Source organism: Pseudomonas frederiksbergensis (assembly GCF_003732275.1).
Classification (GTDB): domain Bacteria; phylum Pseudomonadota; class Gammaproteobacteria; order Pseudomonadales; family Pseudomonadaceae; genus Aquipseudomonas; species Aquipseudomonas frederiksbergensis_H.
On the sequence record NZ_MOBM01000043.1, the window covers coordinates 11114 to 30451 of the forward strand.

A 19338-nucleotide genomic window follows, 5' to 3' on the forward strand; every position below is an offset into this window, starting at 1 on the left:
AGGTGTCGATATGCGTCTATTGAAATCCGTGGTTCCGGTCGCGCTGGCGTTGCTGTTCAACGCCACCGCACAGGCTCAGCCAAGTGTGAGCGTCTACAACTGGACCGATTACATCGGCCAGACCACCCTCGCCGACTTCCAGGCGAAAACCGGGATCAAGGTGATCTACGACGTATTCGACTCCAACGAAACCCTGGAGGGCAAACTGCTCGCCGGCCGCACGGGTTATGACGTGGTGGTGCCCTCCAACCATTTCCTCGCGCGCCAGGTGAAAGCCGGCGCGTTCCTCAAACTGGACCGCTCGCAGCTGCCCAACTGGAAAAACCTCGACCCGAAACTGCTGGCCTTGCTGGAAAAAAACGATCCGGGCAATGAACATTCGGTGCCATACCTGTGGGGCACCAACGGCATTGGCTACAACGTCGACAAGGTCAAGCAAGTGCTGGGCATCGATCGCATCGATTCCTGGGCGGTGTTTTTCGAGCCGGAGAACCTGAAAAAGCTCAGCCAGTGCGGCGTGTCGATGATGGATTCGGCGGATGAGGTTTTCCCGGCGGTCCTGAACTACATGGGCATGGACCCACGCAGCGAAAATCCCGAGGACTTTAAAAAGGCCGAAGCCAAATTGATGACCATTCGGCCTTACATCACCTATTTCCATTCATCCAAGTATGTGTCGGACCTGGCCAATGGCGACATTTGCGTCGCGTTCGGCTATTCGGGCGATGTGTTCCAAGCGGCGAACCGCGCCAAGGAAGCGAAGAACGGTGTGAACATCGCCTACTCGATCCCCAAGGAAGGCAGCAATCTGTGGTTCGACCTGTTGGCGATTCCTGCCGACGCCAGCAACTCGAAAGAGGCCCACTCGTTCGTCAACAACCTGCTGGATCCACAAGTAATCGCCAAAGTCAGCGCCTCGGTCGGTTACGCCAATCCGAACCCGGCGGCCAAACAATACATGGACCCGGAGCTGGTCAATAACCCAGAGGTCTATCCTCCTCAGGAAGTCCTCGACAAACTCTACATCTCCACCACCCCGCCCCAGCCGATCATGCGTCTGATGACCCGCTCCTGGAGCAAAGTGAAGTCCAACCAATGAATCAGTACGACAACGAACACGCTCATTCCTATTACGCTGCCTCGGCGAAGGGCATGACACCCTACCCCACGCTGGACTCGGACCTTGAGGCCGATGTCTGCGTGGTGGGCGGCGGTTTTACCGGCGTCAACACCGCGATTGAACTGGCGCAGCGCGGGCTTTCGGTGATTCTGCTGGAAGGACGGCGGATCGGCTGGGGCGCCAGCGGGCGTAACGGCGGGCAGTTGATCCGCGGCATCGGTCACGATGTCAGCGGTTTCGCCCGATATGTCGGTCAGGACGGCGTGCGCTATTTGGAGCGTGCTGGCATCGAGTCGGTGGAACTGGTGGGCAAGCGCATTCGCGAGCACGGGATCGATTGCGACCTGCGCTGGGGTTTTTGCGAGCTGGCCAATACCCCGGCGCAGTTCGAGGCATTCAAGGCGGAACTGCAAAGCCTCGCCGAACTGGGTTACCCCCATGAAACCCGACTTGTTGGCCCCGAGCAGATCCGCCAGCAAGTGGTGGGCTCCGATGTTTATGCCGGCGGCCTCATCGACATGGGTTCGGGGCATTTGCATCCGCTGAACCTGGTGCTTGGCGAAGCGCGCGTTGCCGAATCCCTGGGGGTACGAATATTCGAACAAAGCCCGGTGCTGGAGTTGATCCATGGCAGCACCGTGCAGATTCGCTGCGCGGGCGGCACGGTGCGCGCCGGCAGTCTGGTGCTGGCCTGCAACGCGCACCTGGAAGAACTCGAACCACGCCTGAGCGGCAAGGTTTTACCGGCGGGCAGTTACATCATCGCTACCGAACCTTTGGCACCTGAGGTTGCCGCCCAATTGATCCCACAGAACCTGGCGCTGTGCGACCAGAAAGTCGGCCTCGATTACTACCGGCTCTCGGCGGACCGACGCTTGTTGTTCGGCGGTGCCTGCCATTATTCCGGGCGTGATCCGGAGGACATCGGCGCTTATATGCGGCCGAAAATGCTCAAGGTCTTCCCGCAACTGGCGGATGCGCGCATCGACTATCAATGGGGCGGCAAGATTGGCATCACCGCCAACCGTTTCCCCCAGGCCGGGTGCTTGAGCCAGTACCCGAACGTGTTCTACGCCCAGGGCTATTCCGGTCATGGGCTGAACGTGACCCATTGGTGCGCACGGTTGCTGGCCGAAGCGATTCATGCCGGGCACAGCCAGGGGCTGGATATTTTCAGCGCCGTGCCGCACATGACCTTCCCCGGTGGAAAAGTCCTGCGTTCACCGCTGCTGGCCCTCGGCATGTTCTGGTATCGCCTGCGCGAATTGCTCGGCTGAAGGGAGATACCGTCGTGGGTACTGGTTTACTCGCAAGGATGGTGTGTCAGCCACTTATTTGTTGAATGTCAGGCCGTCTTCGCGAGCAAGCCCGCTCCCACAATTGACCGAGTTCTCTCAGAGGAATGCGCTCGAATGTGGGAGCGGGCTTGCTCGCGAAGAACGATGACGCCGTCGATCAGACTTTATGCCCCCATCCGCTTGATCAGTCTTTAATTTGCTCAATCGCAAGTCACTTCTATATTGAGGGAGTGCTCTGACGTTCCTGTCTCCTGGCGAGTGCGGTCTATGGCTACGACTGACCAACTGATCATTTGCGAGCACTGCGACTGCGTGTATGAAAAAGTCACGCTCGCCAAACATCAAAAAGCCCTGTGCACACGCTGCGGCGGCGTGCTTCAGCGTCACAATAGCTTGTCGGTGCAACAACGTCTGGCGCTGAGCATCACCGCGACGGTGTTGTGGATCTTTGCCAATTTCTATCCGGTCATGAGCATCAGCATGAAGGGGCTGAAAAACAGTGCGACGCTTTGGGACTCGGTTGTCGCGCTGAGCCAGGGCCCCATCACTTTTATTGCGCTAGTGGCCGCGATTTCCATCATCATCGCACCGATGTTCCAGTTGCTCCTGCTGATCTGGGTGTTGGGTTTCGCCCTCACCTCCCAGCGCTCGCCCGGTTTCAAAGTATGCATGCGCTGGCTGGAAACCCTCAGGCCCTGGAGCATGCTCGAAGTCTGCCTGCTGGGGGCCATGGTCGCGGTGTTCAAGCTCGCCGGGTTGCTGGATGTCATACCCGGCATCGGCCTGTTTGCTTTGGCCGTTCTCAGCCTGTTGTTGATTCGCATCGCCGGGCGCGATGTCCGTGACTTGTGGGACAGCCTATGAACAGGCCGCCGCTCGCCAGCGAGCTCAATCTGTGCCTGTGCCACAGCTGCGGCTTGGCCTGCGACATGACCGACAACCCTCACGAATGCCAACGCTGTGGCGCGCCACTGCATGCCCGCAAAGCCAACTCACTGACCCGTACCTGGGCCTATCTGCTGGCCTCACTGGTGTTCTATATCCCGGCCAATCTGCTGCCGGTCATGAACACCAGTCTGTTCGGCAACGGTTCCGACAGCACCATCATGAGCGGTGTGCTGGAGTTCTGGGCACACGGTGCGTGGGACATTGCCCTGATCATTTTCATCGCCAGCATCGCGGTACCGGGCATCAAGTTCGTTGCCCTCTCCCTGCTGCTGATCACCGTGCAACGCGGCAGTCTTTGGGCGCGCAAGGAACGTTCGAAGCTTTACCGTTTCGTCGAGCTGATCGGCTACTGGTCGATGCTCGACGTGATTGTCGTCGCGCTGGTCGCGGCATTGGTGAAATTCCAGGCCCTGGGCGATATCGAACCGCGCATGGGCATTCTGTTTTTTGGTCTGGTAGTGGTGTTCACCATGCTGTCGGCGATGAGTTTCGACCCGCGGCTGATCTGGGATAACGAGCGAGATATAGAGCGGGAAGAGCAGGATAACCCACCAAATGAGGAGCTCACGGATGAAGTCGCAAGCCACTGACGGGCCGCAAGCCCCCGGCCAGGCCACTATCAAGACCCGTCGCTTCAGCGTTTCGCTGGTGTGGATCGTGCCGATCGTTGCGGTGCTGGTAGGGATCTCCCTGGTGATACACAGCATGATGCAGGAAGGTCCGACCATCACCGTCACGTTCAAGACCGGTGGTGGCCTCACGGCCAACAAAACCGAGGTCAAGTATCGCAACGTGGTCATCGGCCATGTCTCTGAAGTGAAGCTGAGCAACGACCAGAAAAGCGTCAACGCCACGATCAAACTCGACAAACAGGCTGAAAGCTTCACCCGCGAAGATTCGCAATTCTGGGTCGTGCGCCCGCGCATTGGAGCCGGCGGCGTCTCGGGCATCGATACCCTGCTATCAGGCGATTACATTGGCGCCGACATCGGTCAGGCCAATGCCCGTTCCAAACACTTCACGGGGCTGGAAAACCCGCCGCCCATTACCTATGGCGAACCGGGCAAACGCTTCATGCTGCACACTCAGGACCTCGGCTCGCTGGATATCGGTTCTCCCGTCTACTACCGCAAGATCCCGGTCGGGCAAGTGGTGGCGTATGCACTGGACGCTGACGGCAAAGGGGTGAACATCGAGGTCTTCGTGCATTCACCCAATGACGCCTACGTCACGGAGAACACCCGGTTCTGGAACGCCAGTGGTATCGATGTGAGCGTCGGTGCCAACGGTTTTGCGGTGAAGACCGAATCCCTGTCTTCGTTGTTGGTGGGCGGTATCGCGTTTCGCGCGCCGGATTACAGCCCCAACGATCAGCCGGCCAGCGAGGATAAAGCCTTCGACCTGTTCGTAGATCAGCAAACTGCCCTCGCTCCCCCCTTCGGCAAAGGGCAGTACTTGAGCCTGCGTTTCGATCAGGCCTTACGCGGGCTCAAGATCGACGCACCGGTGGAATTCCTCGGCGTGGAATTCGGCAAAGTCGTGTCGATCAATCTGGATTTCGATGAGAAAAAGCGCAGTTTTCCGCTCAATGTCGGCATCATGATCTACCCCCAGCGACTCGGCCAGGCCCACGCCAAGATGCTTAAGGCCTTGAACCATGATCCCAATGATGAAGCCGCTGGCATAAGGCTGATGGGCAGCTTCATCGATAATGGCCTGCGGGCCCAGGCCCGTAGCGGCAATCTGTTGACCGGCCAGCTTTACATCGCACTCGACTTCTACCCCAAAGCAGAGAAAGTCGTGTTCGACCCGACCGCCCGTCCCGTCGTTATTCCAACCATTCCTGGCAGCCTCGAGCAGTTGCAGGAAAAACTGGAGGGCATGGTCAACAAGATCAACCAGCTACCAATCGAACGCATCGCCGGCAACCTCGACAGCAACCTCGTCGAACTGCGCAAGGGCCTCGTACAGTTCAACGCCAGGACCCTGCCCGGCGTGCAAACCACCCTGGCGGACGTCAGCAAGACCTTGCAATCGGCCAGTTCGACCCTCGCCGACGATTCGCCGCAACGGGAGCAGTTGACTCAAACTCTGGACGAACTCGGGCGCATGTCGCGCTCACTGCGTGAGCTCTCGGATTACCTGGGCCGGCATCCGGAATCACTGATTCGCGGTCGTCCCGACAATGCCGCACCGATTGACATGCAGGCGCCACCGCGCAACTGATCACAGGAGCTACACCATGGCTTTTTCGCTGAAGATCACGCTGGTCACTGCGTTGCTGTTGCTCACCGCTTGTCGCAGCGACCCGATTCAGTTCCACACCTTGACCCCGGCCCAACTGAGCGGCGCAAGCAGCAGCGCGGAGATCCAGATCGAAAGCATCACGGTGCCGCCACAGGTCGACCGCCCGCAGATTGTCATTCGCCAGGGCAACAGTGGCCTGGCGATCCTCGAAACCGAATGGTGGGCGGCGACCCTGGTGGATGAATTGCGCAGCGCCCTGGTCGATCAACTGATCAACAGCAATCTGCAACGCAGAGTGTCGTTGCGCCTGGACGTGCAGCGCTTTGATTCGATTCCCGGTCAATACGCGTTGATCGACGTCAAATGGCGCCTGCGCAGTCTCGGCGCCGGCAATACCGCACTGATCACCTGTCGCAGCACGTTGCAGACCCCTTCGGGTGCGAGCATTGATGACCTGGTGGTCGCTCATCAGAACAATGTGAAACGGTTGGCTGCGCTGATCAGTCAGGCGATCGGCTCGCAAAAAGGGTGTCCTTCGGCGTCCTGATGGTGGTTCATAAATCGAAGCGATCAACCGCCCGACGACGTTCATTGTCGTCGCGCACATCGTAATTGGCGGTGGTCTGGATGTTGCTGTGGTGGGCCAGTTTCTGCGCGATCGACAGGTCGTGCTCTTCAATCACTCGAGTGATGAACGACCGCCGGAAATCGTGCGGCATGATTTTCACCCCGACCTGCGCGCCGCGTTGCCGGGCAATGTAGTAGATCGCATGTTTGGTAATGCGCTCGCGGGTAATGTGGCTGCCACGGCGGATGCGGTTGAACAGGAACGGGTCGTCCGTTTCACCCACTTTTAACTGCGAACGCCGTAATTCCAGCCACGCATCCAGTTTGGCGAAGGCCCAGGCTGGCGCGTACTTGATCAGCTGTTTGTTGCCCTTGGCGGTGACGCACAGGCTGCGCTCGGTGAAATCCACATGGGCCAGGTCCAGATTCACCGATTCCGATTTGCGCATCCCCGAACCGTACAGAATCCCGATGATGGCCGCGTCCCGTAGCCCTTGGGGCCGTGGATCGGCGGCGCACACCTCCATCAGATCCCGGATCAAGGTGCGCTTGAGGTTGCGCCCCTGGGACAGCCGCGTGCCGGCAATGCCTTTGACCGAGCGCATTTTCAACAAGTGTTCCTGACTGATCAGGCTCATGCGCCACGCTTCATTCATCACCCCGCGCACCGCGTTAACGTACAGCGACGAGGTATTGGGGGCGTAGCCGTCTTCGCGCAAGGTCGCCACCAGTGCAACGACATCCTCGGGCTGCAGTTGATGCCAGGGAATCTCTTCGATGTTCACGTCTTCGAAGTCCAGGCGGTCGGCGGCGTCTTGCAATACATAACGCATGGTCAACTGGCTGGACGGCGCCAGACGCGCCAGATACAGGGTCAACGGGTTGGCTTTTGAAACGATGGATTCAGTAGCAGGTAAGTCAATCAATGAAACGGCCTTGAAATGAATAAAGTTCAACAAAATAACTAAGGACTGCAACACAAGTCCTGTAACGCGAACACTCCTGTCAGTCTTTTCTTATAAAAAACGCGATGGGCGGCAGAGTCTGAACAGTGGCTGTATGAGTTTCAGATAAACGATTCGCCAACCGGTTTTTCATGTTCCTTTCACAAAATCGCGCTTAACCTCCATGGATCAGAAATGACGCCTTGTAAGCGTCCAACGTGCCGACCATGACACGAAAAGTCAACCAATGTGATTTGTCGCAACTTTTTTGCAACTGCTTGATGCACCTTCTGTTTTAACGTCTACGCTGAGATTGGATCCGTTGTTTTCGGCCTGCAAGGCTGTCTATTTTTCTACCCCGAGGTGCCCATGATTCAGGCGTTTCTCCCCTTCTCCCGCCCCAGTATCGGCGATGAAGAAATTGCCGCGGTAGAACAAGTACTGCGCTCCGGCTGGATCACTACCGGGCCGAAAAACCAACAACTGGAAGAGCATTTTTCCAACTATGTCGGCTGTCGCCATGCCGTCGCACTGTCCTCGGCCACCGGCGGGATGCACATCACGTTACTGGCATTGGGGATTGGTCCCGGCGACGAAGTCATCACACCGTCCCAGACTTGGGTATCGACCGCCAACATGATCTGTCTGCTCGGCGCGACGCCGGTTTTCGTCGACGTTGACCGCGACACGTTAATGAGCGACCTGGCGAGCATCGAAGCGGCAATCACGCCTCGCACCAAGGCAATCATTCCGGTGCATTACGCCGGCGCGGCGTTCGACCTCGATCCGCTCTACGCGCTGGCCGACAAACATGGCATCGCCATCGTCGAAGACGCGGCTCATGCGGCAGGCACTTTCTACAAAGGTCGGCACGTCGGCGCCCAAGGCACCGCGATCTTCTCGTTCCACGCGATCAAGAACATGACGTGCGCCGAGGGCGCCATGTTTGTCAGCGACGATGAAGCCCTGGCCACTCGAGTGCGCATGCTCAAGTTTCATGGCCTGGGCGTGGATGCCTACGACCGCCTGACCCACGGCCGCAAACCCCAGGCCCAAGTGATGGAGCCCGGCTTCAAGTACAACCTGGCCGACATCAACGCGGCCATCGCCCTGGTGCAACTGGAGCGTCTGGACGCGATCAACGCCAAGCGCACGGAGTTGGCCCAAACCTATTTGCAACGTCTGGAAGGCTTGCCGGTGCAACCGCTGGCCATTCCGGCCTATGCGCAGCAACACGCCTGGCACCTGTTCATCCTGCGTATCGACACCGAACGCTGCGGGCTGGACCGCGAGGCGTTCATGAAGGCTTTGCAGGAACAGAACATCGGTACCGGCATTCACTTCATCGCCACGCACCTGCACACGTACTACCGCCAGCGTTTCCCCAACATCTACCTGCCCAACACCGAATGGAATTCGGCGCGGCTGTGTTCGATCCCGTTGTTCCCCGACATGACCGCAGACGACGTCGATCGCGTCGTTGGCGCCATTGAAAACACATTGGACAGACGCCTGTGAAACCTTATCCGATCCGTTGCGTATCAATCGTCATCCCGGTCTATAACGAGCAAGACAGCCTGCCCGAGTTGCTCCGGCGTACCGAAGCGGCGTGCCAGCAACTGCACCAGGATTACGAAATCGTGTTGGTCGATGACGGCAGTCGCGACAACTCGGCGCAAATCCTCGAGGACGCAGCCAGTCGCGAATGCAGCCCGGTGGTGGCGGTCATTCTCAACCGTAACTACGGCCAGCACGCGGCGATCATGGCCGGTTTCGAACAGTGCAAGGGTGATGTGGTGATCACCCTCGACGCCGACCTGCAAAACCCGCCGGAAGAAATCCCGCGGCTGGTGGCCCAGGCCGAGCTGGGCTACGACGTGGTCGCCACCGTGCGCAACAACCGTCAGGACTCTGCCTTGCGCCGCTGGCCGTCGAAGCTGATCAACCTCGCCGTGCAGCGTTCCACCGGCGTTGCCATGAGCGACTACGGCTGCATGCTGCGCGCCTATCGCCGGACCATCGTCGACGCCATGCTCGCCTGCCGCGAACGCAGCACCTTCATCCCGATCCTGGCCAACAGCTTCGCCCGGCACACCACGGAAATCCTGGTGACCCACGCCGAGCGCGAACACGGCGAATCCAAATACAGCCCGATGCGCCTGATCAACCTGATGTTCGACCTGATCACCTGCATGACCACCACACCGCTGCGATTACTGAGCATCGTCGGCTTCGGCATGGCCGGCCTCGGCGTGTTATTCGCCATCGCGTTGATTGTGCTGCGCCTGGCTTTCGGTGCCAGTTGGGCTGGCGACGGTACGTTCGTCCTGTTCGCCGTGCTGTTCGTTTTCACCGGTGGGCAATTCATTGGCATGGGCCTGTTGGGTGAGTACCTGGGCCGTATGTACAGCGACGTTCGGGCGCGTCCACGGTTCTTCATCGAAAAGGTTCTGCGTAGCACCCCCTCTGCCCCTGCTCCCGTTATCACCGTCGACGGCCTCACTTCCACCTCTTCAGATCAGGTTCTCTCATGAGCGCAAAAGCTGTTGTCTTCGCCTATCACGATATTGGCTGTGCCGGCATCGATACCCTGCTCAACTCGGGTTACGAGATTGCCGCCGTGTTCACCCATCCCGATGACCCGAAGGAAAACGCGTTCTATGGCTCGGTTGCGCAACTGTGCGCGCGCAAAGGCATTCCGGTGCATGCCCCGGAGGACGCCAACCACCCGCTGTGGATCGAGCGCATCAGCAAGCTCAACCCCGATTACCTGTTCTCGTTCTACTACCGCAACCTGTTGAGTGAGCCACTGCTGGCCACGGCCCGTAAAGGTGCGTTCAACCTGCACGGCTCGTTGCTGCCTCGCTACCGTGGCCGGGCACCGGCCAACTGGGTGCTGGTCAACGGTGAAACGGAAACCGGGGTGACCCTGCACCGCATGGTCAAGCGTGCCGACGCCGGCGCGATCATCGCCCAGCAGCGGGTGGCGATCGAGCGCACCGACACCGCGCTGACCCTGCACGGCAAATTGCGCCTGGCCGCCACCGATCTGCTGCGCGACACCTTGCCCGCGCTGCTTCAGGACAAAATCAGCGAAACGCCTCAGGACGAATCTCAAGCCACGGTGTTCGGCCGTCGCACCCCGGCGGACGGCAAACTGTTCTGGAACAAACCGGCTGAAGAGCTGTTCAATCTGGTCCGCGCCGTGACCCAGCCTTACCCGGGCGCCTTCTGCGCCGTGGGTGAGCACAAGCTGATTGTCTGGAACGCCGACGTGGTCAAGGGCAATGAAGGCCTGGCACCGGGTCGGGTCATCAGTGTTGATCCATTGCGTATCGCCTGTGGCGAAGACTCGCTGGTGATCAATGCCGGCCAGCGTAACGACAACGGTCTGTACCTGAGCGGCCCGCAACTGGCCAATGAGCTGGGGCTGGTCGATGGCTCCGTATTGCGTGGCGCCGAATCGGGCCGAGCACCGCGTCGCACCCGGGTGCTGATCCTCGGCGTCAACGGCTTCATCGGCAATCACCTGTCCGAGCGCCTGCTGCGTGACGACAAATATGAAGTGTACGGCCTGGACATCGGCTCGGACGCCATCGAGCGCCTGCGCAGCCACCCGAACTTCCACTTCGTCGAAGGCGACATCAGCATCCATTCGGAATGGATCGAGTACCACATCAAGAAGTGCGACGTGATCCTGCCGCTGGTGGCGATTGCCACGCCGATCGAGTACACCCGCAATCCGCTGCGGGTGTTCGAGCTGGATTTCGAAGAGAACCTGAAACTGGTTCGCTACTGCGTCAAGTACAACAAGCGCGTGATCTTCCCGTCGACCTCCGAAGTCTATGGCATGTGCCAGGACGGCAACTTCGACGAAGACAGCTCCAACCTGGTGGTTGGGCCGATCAACAAGCAACGCTGGATCTACTCGATCTCCAAGCAGTTGCTCGACCGGGTGATCTGGGCTTACGGCCAGAAAGGCCTGAATTTCACTCTGTTCCGTCCTTTCAACTGGATGGGGCCGCGTCTGGACCGACTGGACTCGGCACGCATCGGCAGTTCCCGGGCCATCACCCAGCTGATCCTCAACCTGGTGGAAGGCACGCCGATTCGTCTGTTCGACGGCGGTGAGCAAAAACGCTGCTTCACCGATATCGCCGATGGCGTCGAAGCCCTGGCGCGGATCATCGACAACGAGAACGACGCCTGCAACGGCCAGATCATCAACATCGGCAACCCTGACAACGAAGCCAGCATTCGTCAGTTGGGCGAAGAACTGCTGCGCCAGTTCGAGGCTCACCCGTTGCGCAACAACTTCCCGCCGTTCGCCGGATTCCGCGATATCGAAAGCAAAGCCTTCTATGGCACTGGCTATCAGGACGTGTCTCATCGCAAACCGAGCATCGCCAATGCCAAACGTCTGCTTGACTGGACACCAACGGTGGAGATGAGCGAGACCATCGGCAACACGCTGGACTTCTTCCTGCGCGAGGCCATGCTCGAAGTCGCGGAGCGATCTATAAAAGAATCTACAGAAGAATCATGCTGATGCAGGCAGGCCTACGAATCGATGTCGATACATACCGAGGCACCCGTGAGGGGGTACCTCGGCTGCTGGAAATGCTCGATGAAGCTCAAGTCAAGGCGACATTCTTCTTCAGCGTCGGGCCCGACAACATGGGCCGCCATCTGTGGCGCCTGATCCGCCCGCAATTTCTCTGGAAAATGCTGCGTTCCAACGCCGCCGGCCTGTATGGCTGGGACATTTTGCTGGCCGGCACTGCGTGGCCGGGCAAGCCGATCGGCCGCGATCTCGGGCACCTGATGCGTCAGACCCTGGCGGCCGGGCATGAGGTCGGCCTGCACGCCTGGGATCACCACGGCTGGCAGGCCAATGCCGGGCGCTGGAGCGAGGCGCAGTTGATCGAGCAAGTTCGTCGTGGCGTCGATAGTCTCAGTGATATCCTCGGGCAAAAAGTCGAGTGCTCGGCGTCTGCCGGTTGGCGAGCGGACGAGCGTGTGATCGAAGCCAAGCAGGGTTTCGGCTTTCGCTACAACAGCGATTGTCGGGGTCAGCGCCTGTTCCGGCCGACGTTGGCCGATGGCAGTCCGGGGACACCGCAAATTCCGGTGGACCTGCCGACCTTCGACGAGGTGGTCGGCCCGGCTGTCGCGGCCAAGGACTTCAACGCCTTCATTCTTCAGCGGTTCACCCCGCAAGCACTCAACGTCTACACGATCCATGCCGAAGTAGAAGGGATTCTAATGGCCAACGATTTCCGTCAACTGCTGGCCGAAGCGCGCCGGCAGGACATTCATTTCCAACCCCTGGGCAATCTGCTGCCCGAGGCACCCGCCACTTTGCCCATGGGTCATGTCGCTCGCGGCACCCTTGAGGGCCGAGAGGGCTGGCTGGGGGTACAAGGCGCATGAGCAAGCGCTGGGCACTGCCGTTTTTACTGGTCGTTTTGGCGCTGGCATACTTGCTGCCGCTGGGTACTCACGGTTTATGGATTCCCGACGAAACCCGCTATGCCCAAATCAGCCAGGACATGCTCCTGAGCGGTAACTGGGTGTCGCCGCACTTCATGAGCCTGCGTTATTTCGAAAAGCCAGTGGCCGGCTACTGGATGATCGCCATTGGCCAGGCGCTGTTTGGCGACAACCTGTTTGGCGTGCGCATTGCCTCGGTGCTGAGTACCGGGTTGAGCGTGTTGCTGTGTTACCTGATCGCCCGCCGACTGTGGAACGAACCGCGCAAGAGTTTCGCCTGCGCGCTGTTGTACATGAGTTTCACGGTGGTTGCTGGCCAGGCGGGTTACGCCAATCTCGATCCGCAATTCACCTTCTGGGTCAACTTGAGCCTGGTGGCTTTGTGGTTTGCGCTGGACAGCGTCAACCGTGGCCCGCGTCTGCTCGGGTGGGCGCTGCTGGGGTTGGCCTGCGGCATGGGCTTCATGACCAAGGGTTTCCTCGCCTGGCTGCTGCCGGTGCTGGTCGCCCTGCCCTGGATGCTCTGGCAAAAACGCTGGCGGGAGCTGCTGACTTACGGCCCGGTGGCTATTGTGGTGGCCATCGCGGTCAGCCTGCCGTGGGCCTTGGCGGTACACGCGCAGGAGCCCGATTACTGGCGATTCTTCTTCTGGCACGAACACATTCGCCGTTTCGCCGGGGATGACGCTCAACATGAGGCGCCGTGGTGGTTCTATTTGCCACTGCTGGTGGGGTTCAGTCTGCCGTGGGTGGCGTTGCTGCCATCGGCGCTGAAACAGGCCTGGCAAACCCGGCATCAGGCCAATATCGCTTTCCTGTTGCTGTGGCTGTTGATGCCGTTGGGGTTTTTCAGCCTGAGCAACGGCAAATTGCCGACCTACATCTTGCCTTGCCTTCTGCCCCTGGCGTTGTTGCTGGGCCATGCGCTGGCGGACCGTCTGAAGCAGGAACAGGGCCGGGTACTGGGGATCAATGGCCTGCTGAACCTGACGTTGGGCGTGGTCACCCTGATTACGCTGGTCTATCTGCAACTGAAAAAGCCGCTGTACGACCATGAGCTGCACAACCTGATATTGGTGTTCATCGGGTTGATTGGCTGGATCATGGCCAATTTGCTGCAAGCCTTCCGCCCGTTGCAATGCTGGGCTGCCCCGGCGTTCGGCAGTTTGCTGCTGATCGGCGTGCTGCCGGCCGGGATGCCCGACTCGGTGGTGGCGAACAAGATGCCCGACCAGTTCATCCTCGAACACGTCGAGGAACTGGCGCAGACCGGCAAGCTGTTGAGCAACGATCTGGGCGCCGCTTCGGCCCTGGCCTGGCGCCTGAAACGCCCTGACGTGGCGTTGTACAACTCAATAGGCGAATTGAAATATGGCCTCGCCTATCCTGATGGCTCACAGCAGCGGGTCGACCTCGATCAAGTGCAACAGTGGATGCGCGCAGCCCGCCAGAGTGGTTCGGTCGGCGTGGTGATGCGGGTCAAGGGGGATGACGAACTGCAGGAAATCGAACGGCTGCCCAAGGATGGCAAACGTTATGAACAAGGCAACCTGGTCATTCTGATTTTCCCTCAGGAGGCCTCATGAGCCTCCTGCTCTTACTGACTGCCTGCCTGCTGACCTGCCTGGGCCAGATCGCCCAGAAGTACGCCGTGGAAAGTTGGCGCGGCAAGACGTCGGGCTGGGGCGAGAAACTGCGCTCGCCGTGGCTGTGGCTGGCGATCGCCGCTCTGGGATTGGGCTTGCTGGTCTGGCTGCTGGTGTTGCAGCGCCTCGAAGTCGGCGTCGCCTATCCCATGCTCAGCCTGAATTTCGTGTTGATCACATTGGTCGCCCGCTTCGTCTTCCACGAAACCATCGACCGCCGTCACTGGCTGGGCGTGGCACTCGTGATCGGTGGCGTGGCGTTGTTGGGGCAGCAGGCATGAGCCTGCGTCGCGGACTCGCCTTCGCCTTGGGCAGCGTGTTGCTGGGCAGCGCCGCGCAGTTGGGCATGCGCTGGAGCATGACCCGCTTGCCGCATCCCGAACAATTTATATCCACGTTGAGTAACGGCAGCGTCGATGTGTCTGCCGTGGCCGTCGTGCTGGCCGCCATCCTCGCCTATGCCGTGTCGATGCTTACCTGGCTCGCCGCCCTGCGGGATTTGCCCTTGGGTCGGGCCTATTCGCTGCTCAGCATCAGCTACGCGCTGGTGTACGTGCTGGCCGCCAGCCTGCCGTTGTTCAACGAAACCTTCAGCCTTTCGAAAACACTGGGAGTGGCGCTGGTCATCCTCGGTGTCATCACTATCAACTCTCGACCTGCTCGTGCGCCCGAACTTAGGAGTGCTTCATGAAAATCAGTGTATTTGGTAGCGGTTATGTTGGCCTGGTGCAAGCTGCCGTCCTGGCTGAAGTCGGCCACGACGTGGTGTGCATGGACATTGACGAGAAAAAAGTCGCGCTGCTGCAACAAGGCCACGTCAGCATCTTCGAGCCGGGACTGGCCAGCCTGGTGCGCGAAAGCCTGGAAGCCAAACGGTTGCAGTTCACCACCGACGAAAAATTCGCGGTGCAGCATGGCCAGGTGCTGTTCATTGCCGTCGGCACGCCGTCCCGGGAGGATGGTTCGGCGGATCTGCAATACGTGCTATCGGTGGGTGAAGCGGTGGCGCGTCATCGTGAACAGCCGGTGATCCTGGTGGAGAAATCCACGGTGCCGGTGGGCACGGGCGATACGCTGCGCGCCCATATCGACAAGTACCTGCTCGAGGTCGGTCGGCTGTTGCAGTTCGATATCGTCTCCAACCCCGAGTTTCTCAAAGAAGGTTCGGCCGTGGCTGATTGCCGGCGCCCGGACCGCATCATCATCGGCTGTGAGCGCGATGAAGTGCGCGACGTGATGCGCGACCTCTACGCCCCATTCAACCGCAACCATGACCGCATCATGTTCATGGACCTGCGCAGCGCCGAGCTGACCAAATACGCCGCCAACTGCATGCTGGCGACCAAAATCAGCTTCATCAACCAGATCGCCGAGCTGGCCGAACACCTGGGCGCCGATATCGAATCGGTGCGGCTTGGCATCGGTGCCGATTCGCGCATCGGTTACCACTTCATCTATCCCGGCTGCGGTTACGGTGGTTCGTGTTTCCCCAAGGACATGCGCGCGCTGATTCACAGTGCCGAAGAGGCCCACTGCTCCAGCGACCTGCTGCAAGCAGTGGAAGCGATCAACGAGCGGCAGAAACACAAACTGTTCGAACGCATCAACGCCTTCTACAAGGGAGATTTGCGCGACAAGACCTTCGCCGTGTGGGGCCTGGCCTTCAAGCCCAATACCGACGACATGCGCGATGCGCCGAGCCGGGTGCTGCTCGAATCGCTGTGGGCCGCCGGGGCCAATGTGCGGGCGTTCGACCCGGAAGCCATGCAGGAAACCCAACGCCTTTACCCTGACGAATCGAAGCTGATGCTCATGGGCACCCCGGAATCAGTGCTCGCGGGTGCGGACGCACTGATCATCTGCACCGAATGGCAGCAGTTCAAGGCGCCGGACTTCGACCTGATCCAGCAACGGTTGAATGCACCGGTGATCTTCGACGGGCGCAACCTGTACGACGCCGAACGCCTGGCCCGCAGCGGCTTCCTGTACTTCCCGATGGGCCGTGGTGACTCGCGCAAGTTGCCGATTCCGCTTCAGCAATGGCCGGCGGCTTCGGTCGTCGCGTGAATACGGTTTCACCCGGTATTCGTCGGCAGTCCCTGGGGGTTGGGCTGCTGGCGCTATTGCTGTTCATCGCCGGGGTTTATCAGCAAGCGGCGATCGGTTTTGATTCGCGGTTCGTGCTGTTCGCCCAGGAAATGCTGCGCCATGGGCCGTCGGTTTTTCCGACCACCTACGGCCAGCCCTATGCCGATTACTCGGCGCTGTCGACGGTGTTCATCTGGTTGTTGTCCCTGCCGTTCGGGAGGGTCAACAGCCTCAGCGCCTGGTTGCCGAGCGCCATCGCCGCCGCCGTGATCGTCACGTTGATGTACCGGTTGCTCGCAGCGTACTCCAGACGTTGGGCGCTGCTGAGCATCGCCTTGATGTTGCTGACCAGTACGTTTGTCACTGAAACCCGTGCGGTGTCCCAGGACCTGATGCTGGCGGCCGTCGCGTTCTCGGTGTTCTACCTGGGGTACGCCACCGATCATTTCGCGATGCCTCGTCGGTTGCCGCTGATCTTTGCCTTGTTGCTGCTGGGCTTCGGCATTCGCGGGCCGATCGGGCTGGTGATTCCCACTGCCATGCTGTGCAGTTATTACGTGCTCAATCGCCAATGGTCGCGGTTGTTCGGTTTCGTCTTGCTGGCGGCGATGTTGCTGGCGGTGTGTGTCGGCGTGCTGCTGTGGCTGGCCGAAACCAGCGGCGGGCCGACCTTCATGCAAAACGTGGTACGCATGCAGTTCATGGGGCGCATGGACGGCAGCGAGGGCGTCAGCGGTTCGCTGTATTACTTCATTCGTTCGCTGGGTAACTATGCGCTCGCTTATCCGCTGGCGTTGCTGGTGTTGGCCGCGGTCTGGCTGACGAATCCACGACAGGCCGGTCCGGCATTGCGCCTGTTGCAGTACTGCACAGCGGCCGGGTTGATCGTGATGATTGGCTTGTCGATTCCTCAAGCAAAAAAGGCCCGCTACCTGCTGCCGATGCTGCCCATGGCGGCGATCATTGCGGCGTATCCGTTTCAGGTGGCGCAGGGTCGGGTGTTCGGTTGGCTACGGGGCTTGATGCAAGGGTTATGGTTGCTGATTCCGGGGTTGTTGATCGTCGTATTGCTGGTCGCTCAACGGCGTCTGCCCACGCAACCGGCTGCCTTTGTGCCGGTCCTGATCGCGCTTGCGGCGTTGCAAATCATCGCGCTGGTGGCATGGTTCCGGTCTCGCTGGCGGGCGGAAGTATTGGCCGGTTGCGCAATCCTGGCGCTGTGGTCGGTTTACATCCTGGTGTTTGAACCGGTTGAGCGCCAGCTTTACGACACGCAAACTTTCAGTCGAGCGGCATTCGCACAGGTCCAGAAAGACCCGGCACCGCTGGTGCTGCACGGCATGGGCAAGGACGCCAAGGCGATCAAGTTCATGGTCAATATCGAGCAGGACTTGCAACCATTGTTCACCGAATCGATTCAAGAACTCGAAGCGCTGCCAGGGCCGGCGTGGTTGATCATGGATCGGAGTGACTACAACGGCCTGCAAGGCACCCCGCTGGGTGCCCAGACGCCGATATTGAGTGGGCGTTTAGATAAAAACGATTACGTCCTCCTGCACACGCCTCCCTTGTAGGAGTTGCCGAAGGCTGCGATCTTTTGGCGGTTTCGATGTTGCTGAAGATCAGGATCAAAAGATCGCAGCCTTCGGCAGCTTCTACATAGAGACGTATTGTCCGTTAGTTATTGTCAGCCACGCTGGAACACATAGGCTTGGGATCATACCGGCGCCTTCAAATCGACTCCCAGCGCCTGGGCAAACGCCTTTACCAGCGGACTGCGCACGGTGTTGTGGCGCAGGATCAGATTGAACGGCGTGATGATGTTGATCAGGTCCGGCCGCACCGCCCGAAACTGCCCCTGAGCCACCAAAGTTGCGGCGTAATGCTCGGGCAGAAAACCCACAAAACGGCCGGTCTTGACCAGCAACGCCACGGCTTCGACCTGAGTCGCCGAGGCGGAAAAACTGTCGTAGCGGGCAAAATCCAGTTTGTCCCGGTGGATCGCGTAGCGGTGGTTGATGCACTCGTAATCCAGCAGCACATTGCTGCCCATGTCCGCCTCCGGCATCGAGAACAGTGGATGGCCGACGGCGCAATAAACGTACGAGCGTTCTTCATAAAGCGGGAAGTAATCGAACTCCTCTCTTTTCTGATAAACCGGCACGATTCCGGCCACTAACCGCCCCTCGACTACGCCTCTTTCCACCTCATCTAACTGAGACGCCTGAAGTTGAAACCTTACTTTCGGCGACTCTTCGTTTATCTTTCTAAGCGCCGCAACTAACGGCGAATTATCGTCGGTGATCGTATTATCAATAACGCCCACCCCAAGATCGCCAATAAGTTCGTTCTGAGCTGAACTAAGCCGATCACGAAAGTTATCGACCGAGGCAAATAAATCGATTGACGCCTGGTACACCAGACGCCCTTCTTCGGTCAGGTGAAAACCTTCCCGTCCTCGGGTACACAGGCGCATACCGATGCGAATCTCAAGGTCGGAGATCTGTTTGCTGATGGCCGCCAGGCCCACATTCAGCTCATTCTGCGCTGCGCTGAAACCGCCGGCCTCGACCACGGCCTTGAACACTTTGAGCAGTTTGAAGTCCAGACCACTGAGGGCCAGCGGAGCCCGATGTACCGTTTTTGGCGGCGGGTTTCCGGAATTGGAAAGTGGGGTTTCCATAATGCTTATTTACCTCTGGCGCCCTATTCAACAATCTGTGTCCAACAACAAAAACATAGCCGACCAATAATAATGAACACAGAAAACAAGGCTTGGCAACCGTTAATAAATCCCGCAGATCAGTGCCAACTCACTGATTTCGAACTATTAAAAGCTGACACTTCGATCAGCTCTCGCCATTTAGCAACTGCGCTTTTCCCCTGCCCTTGAATTTGATTGAGCCGAACCACGCCCGAACGATTTTCGGCAGGTGTTTCGGGCTCGGCATACCGGTTTCAATTCGCTTTACGACGAGGAAAACAAC

Annotated in this window: 17 protein-coding genes; 15 read left to right on the forward strand and 2 right to left on the reverse strand. The window is 59.3% G+C overall.

The genetic code is table 11. The features are described from left to right. Nucleotides 1–10 precede the first annotated feature (10 nt). The 6 genes from BK662_RS33755 (at nt 11) to BK662_RS33780 (ending at nt 6160) form a co-directional block, all read left to right on the forward strand. Complete coding sequence (locus tag BK662_RS33755) at nt 11–1099, forward strand: polyamine ABC transporter substrate-binding protein (RefSeq protein WP_123361173.1); 1089 nt, start codon at nt 11–13, stop codon at nt 1097–1099. Next, nucleotides 1096–2397, forward strand: coding sequence for an NAD(P)/FAD-dependent oxidoreductase (locus BK662_RS33760; protein ID WP_123361174.1), 1302 nt, complete (start codon nt 1096–1098; stop codon nt 2395–2397). Before BK662_RS33755 ends, BK662_RS33760 begins: the two co-directional genes overlap by 4 nt. Nucleotides 2398–2685: 288 nt before the next feature. After that, nucleotides 2686–3282 (forward strand): paraquat-inducible protein A, encoded by a 597-nt coding sequence (locus BK662_RS33765; protein ID WP_123361175.1) that lies wholly within the window; start codon nt 2686–2688, stop codon nt 3280–3282. Further along, nucleotides 3279–3956 (forward strand): paraquat-inducible protein A, encoded by a 678-nt coding sequence (locus BK662_RS33770; protein WP_123361176.1) that lies wholly within the window; start codon nt 3279–3281, stop codon nt 3954–3956. Before BK662_RS33765 ends, BK662_RS33770 begins: the two co-directional genes overlap by 4 nt. Next, nucleotides 3937–5592, forward strand: a complete 1656-nt coding sequence (locus BK662_RS33775; RefSeq protein ID WP_123361177.1) for a PqiB family protein — start codon at nt 3937–3939, stop codon at nt 5590–5592. Before BK662_RS33770 ends, BK662_RS33775 begins: the two co-directional genes overlap by 20 nt. 16 nt (nt 5593–5608) lie before the next feature. After that, a complete protein-coding gene (locus tag BK662_RS33780) occupies nt 5609–6160 on the forward strand; it encodes a PqiC family protein (protein WP_123361178.1) in 552 nt (183 codons plus the stop codon). Nucleotides 6161–6167: 7 nt separating this feature from the next. Here the strand turns inward: BK662_RS33780 and BK662_RS33785 are convergent, their stop codons facing one another. Next, on the reverse strand, nt 6168–7106 hold the full coding sequence (locus BK662_RS33785) for a site-specific integrase (protein WP_375539022.1): 939 nt from the start codon (nt 7104–7106) through the stop codon (nt 6168–6170). A gap of 387 nt (nt 7107–7493) precedes the next feature. Here BK662_RS33785 and arnB point away from each other — a divergent pair, with 387 nt between their 5' ends. Genes arnB through BK662_RS33830 form a run of 9 tightly spaced genes read left to right on the forward strand, consistent with a single transcriptional unit; the run spans nt 7494 to nt 17925 of the window. After that, complete coding sequence (gene arnB / locus BK662_RS33790; RefSeq protein WP_123361179.1) at nt 7494–8642, forward strand: UDP-4-amino-4-deoxy-L-arabinose aminotransferase; 1149 nt, start codon at nt 7494–7496, stop codon at nt 8640–8642. Then, nucleotides 8639–9658: an undecaprenyl-phosphate 4-deoxy-4-formamido-L-arabinose transferase gene (arnC, locus tag BK662_RS33795; RefSeq protein ID WP_123361180.1), complete on the forward strand. Its 1020-nt coding sequence runs from the start codon at nt 8639–8641 to the stop codon at nt 9656–9658. The genes arnB and arnC overlap by 4 nt, the downstream gene beginning before the upstream one ends. After that, nucleotides 9655–11673 (forward strand): bifunctional UDP-4-amino-4-deoxy-L-arabinose formyltransferase/UDP-glucuronic acid oxidase ArnA, encoded by a 2019-nt coding sequence (arnA, locus tag BK662_RS33800; RefSeq protein WP_123361181.1) that lies wholly within the window; start codon nt 9655–9657, stop codon nt 11671–11673. Before arnC ends, arnA begins: the two co-directional genes overlap by 4 nt. Continuing rightward, nucleotides 11673–12557 carry a 4-deoxy-4-formamido-L-arabinose-phosphoundecaprenol deformylase gene (gene arnD / locus BK662_RS33805; protein WP_123361248.1) on the forward strand — a complete coding sequence of 295 codons (885 nt, stop codon included), beginning with the start codon at nt 11673–11675 and terminating at the stop codon, nt 12555–12557. The genes arnA and arnD overlap by 1 nt, the downstream gene beginning before the upstream one ends. Further along, nucleotides 12554–14203: a lipid IV(A) 4-amino-4-deoxy-L-arabinosyltransferase gene (gene arnT / locus BK662_RS33810; protein ID WP_123361182.1), complete on the forward strand. Its 1650-nt coding sequence runs from the start codon at nt 12554–12556 to the stop codon at nt 14201–14203. Before arnD ends, arnT begins: the two co-directional genes overlap by 4 nt. Continuing rightward, nucleotides 14200–14544 carry a 4-amino-4-deoxy-L-arabinose-phosphoundecaprenol flippase subunit ArnE gene (gene arnE, locus BK662_RS33815; RefSeq protein WP_123361183.1) on the forward strand — a complete coding sequence of 115 codons (345 nt, stop codon included), beginning with the start codon at nt 14200–14202 and terminating at the stop codon, nt 14542–14544. The genes arnT and arnE overlap by 4 nt, the downstream gene beginning before the upstream one ends. Continuing rightward, on the forward strand, nt 14541–14954 hold the full coding sequence (gene arnF, locus BK662_RS33820) for a 4-amino-4-deoxy-L-arabinose-phosphoundecaprenol flippase subunit ArnF (RefSeq protein ID WP_123361184.1): 414 nt from the start codon (nt 14541–14543) through the stop codon (nt 14952–14954). The genes arnE and arnF overlap by 4 nt, the downstream gene beginning before the upstream one ends. Continuing rightward, nucleotides 14951–16330 carry a UDP-glucose dehydrogenase family protein gene (locus BK662_RS33825; protein ID WP_123361185.1) on the forward strand — a complete coding sequence of 460 codons (1380 nt, stop codon included), beginning with the start codon at nt 14951–14953 and terminating at the stop codon, nt 16328–16330. The genes arnF and BK662_RS33825 overlap by 4 nt, the downstream gene beginning before the upstream one ends. Continuing rightward, nucleotides 16303–17925, forward strand: coding sequence for an ArnT family glycosyltransferase (locus BK662_RS33830; RefSeq protein WP_185047224.1), 1623 nt, complete (start codon nt 16303–16305; stop codon nt 17923–17925). The genes BK662_RS33825 and BK662_RS33830 overlap by 28 nt, the downstream gene beginning before the upstream one ends. A 143-nt stretch (nt 17926–18068) precedes the next feature. Here BK662_RS33830 and BK662_RS33835 read toward each other — a convergent pair whose 3' ends face one another. Continuing rightward, entirely contained in the window at nt 18069–19034 is a 966-nt protein-coding gene (locus BK662_RS33835; protein ID WP_123361186.1) for a LysR family transcriptional regulator, read from the reverse strand. Nucleotides 19035–19338: the final 304 nt, after the last annotated feature.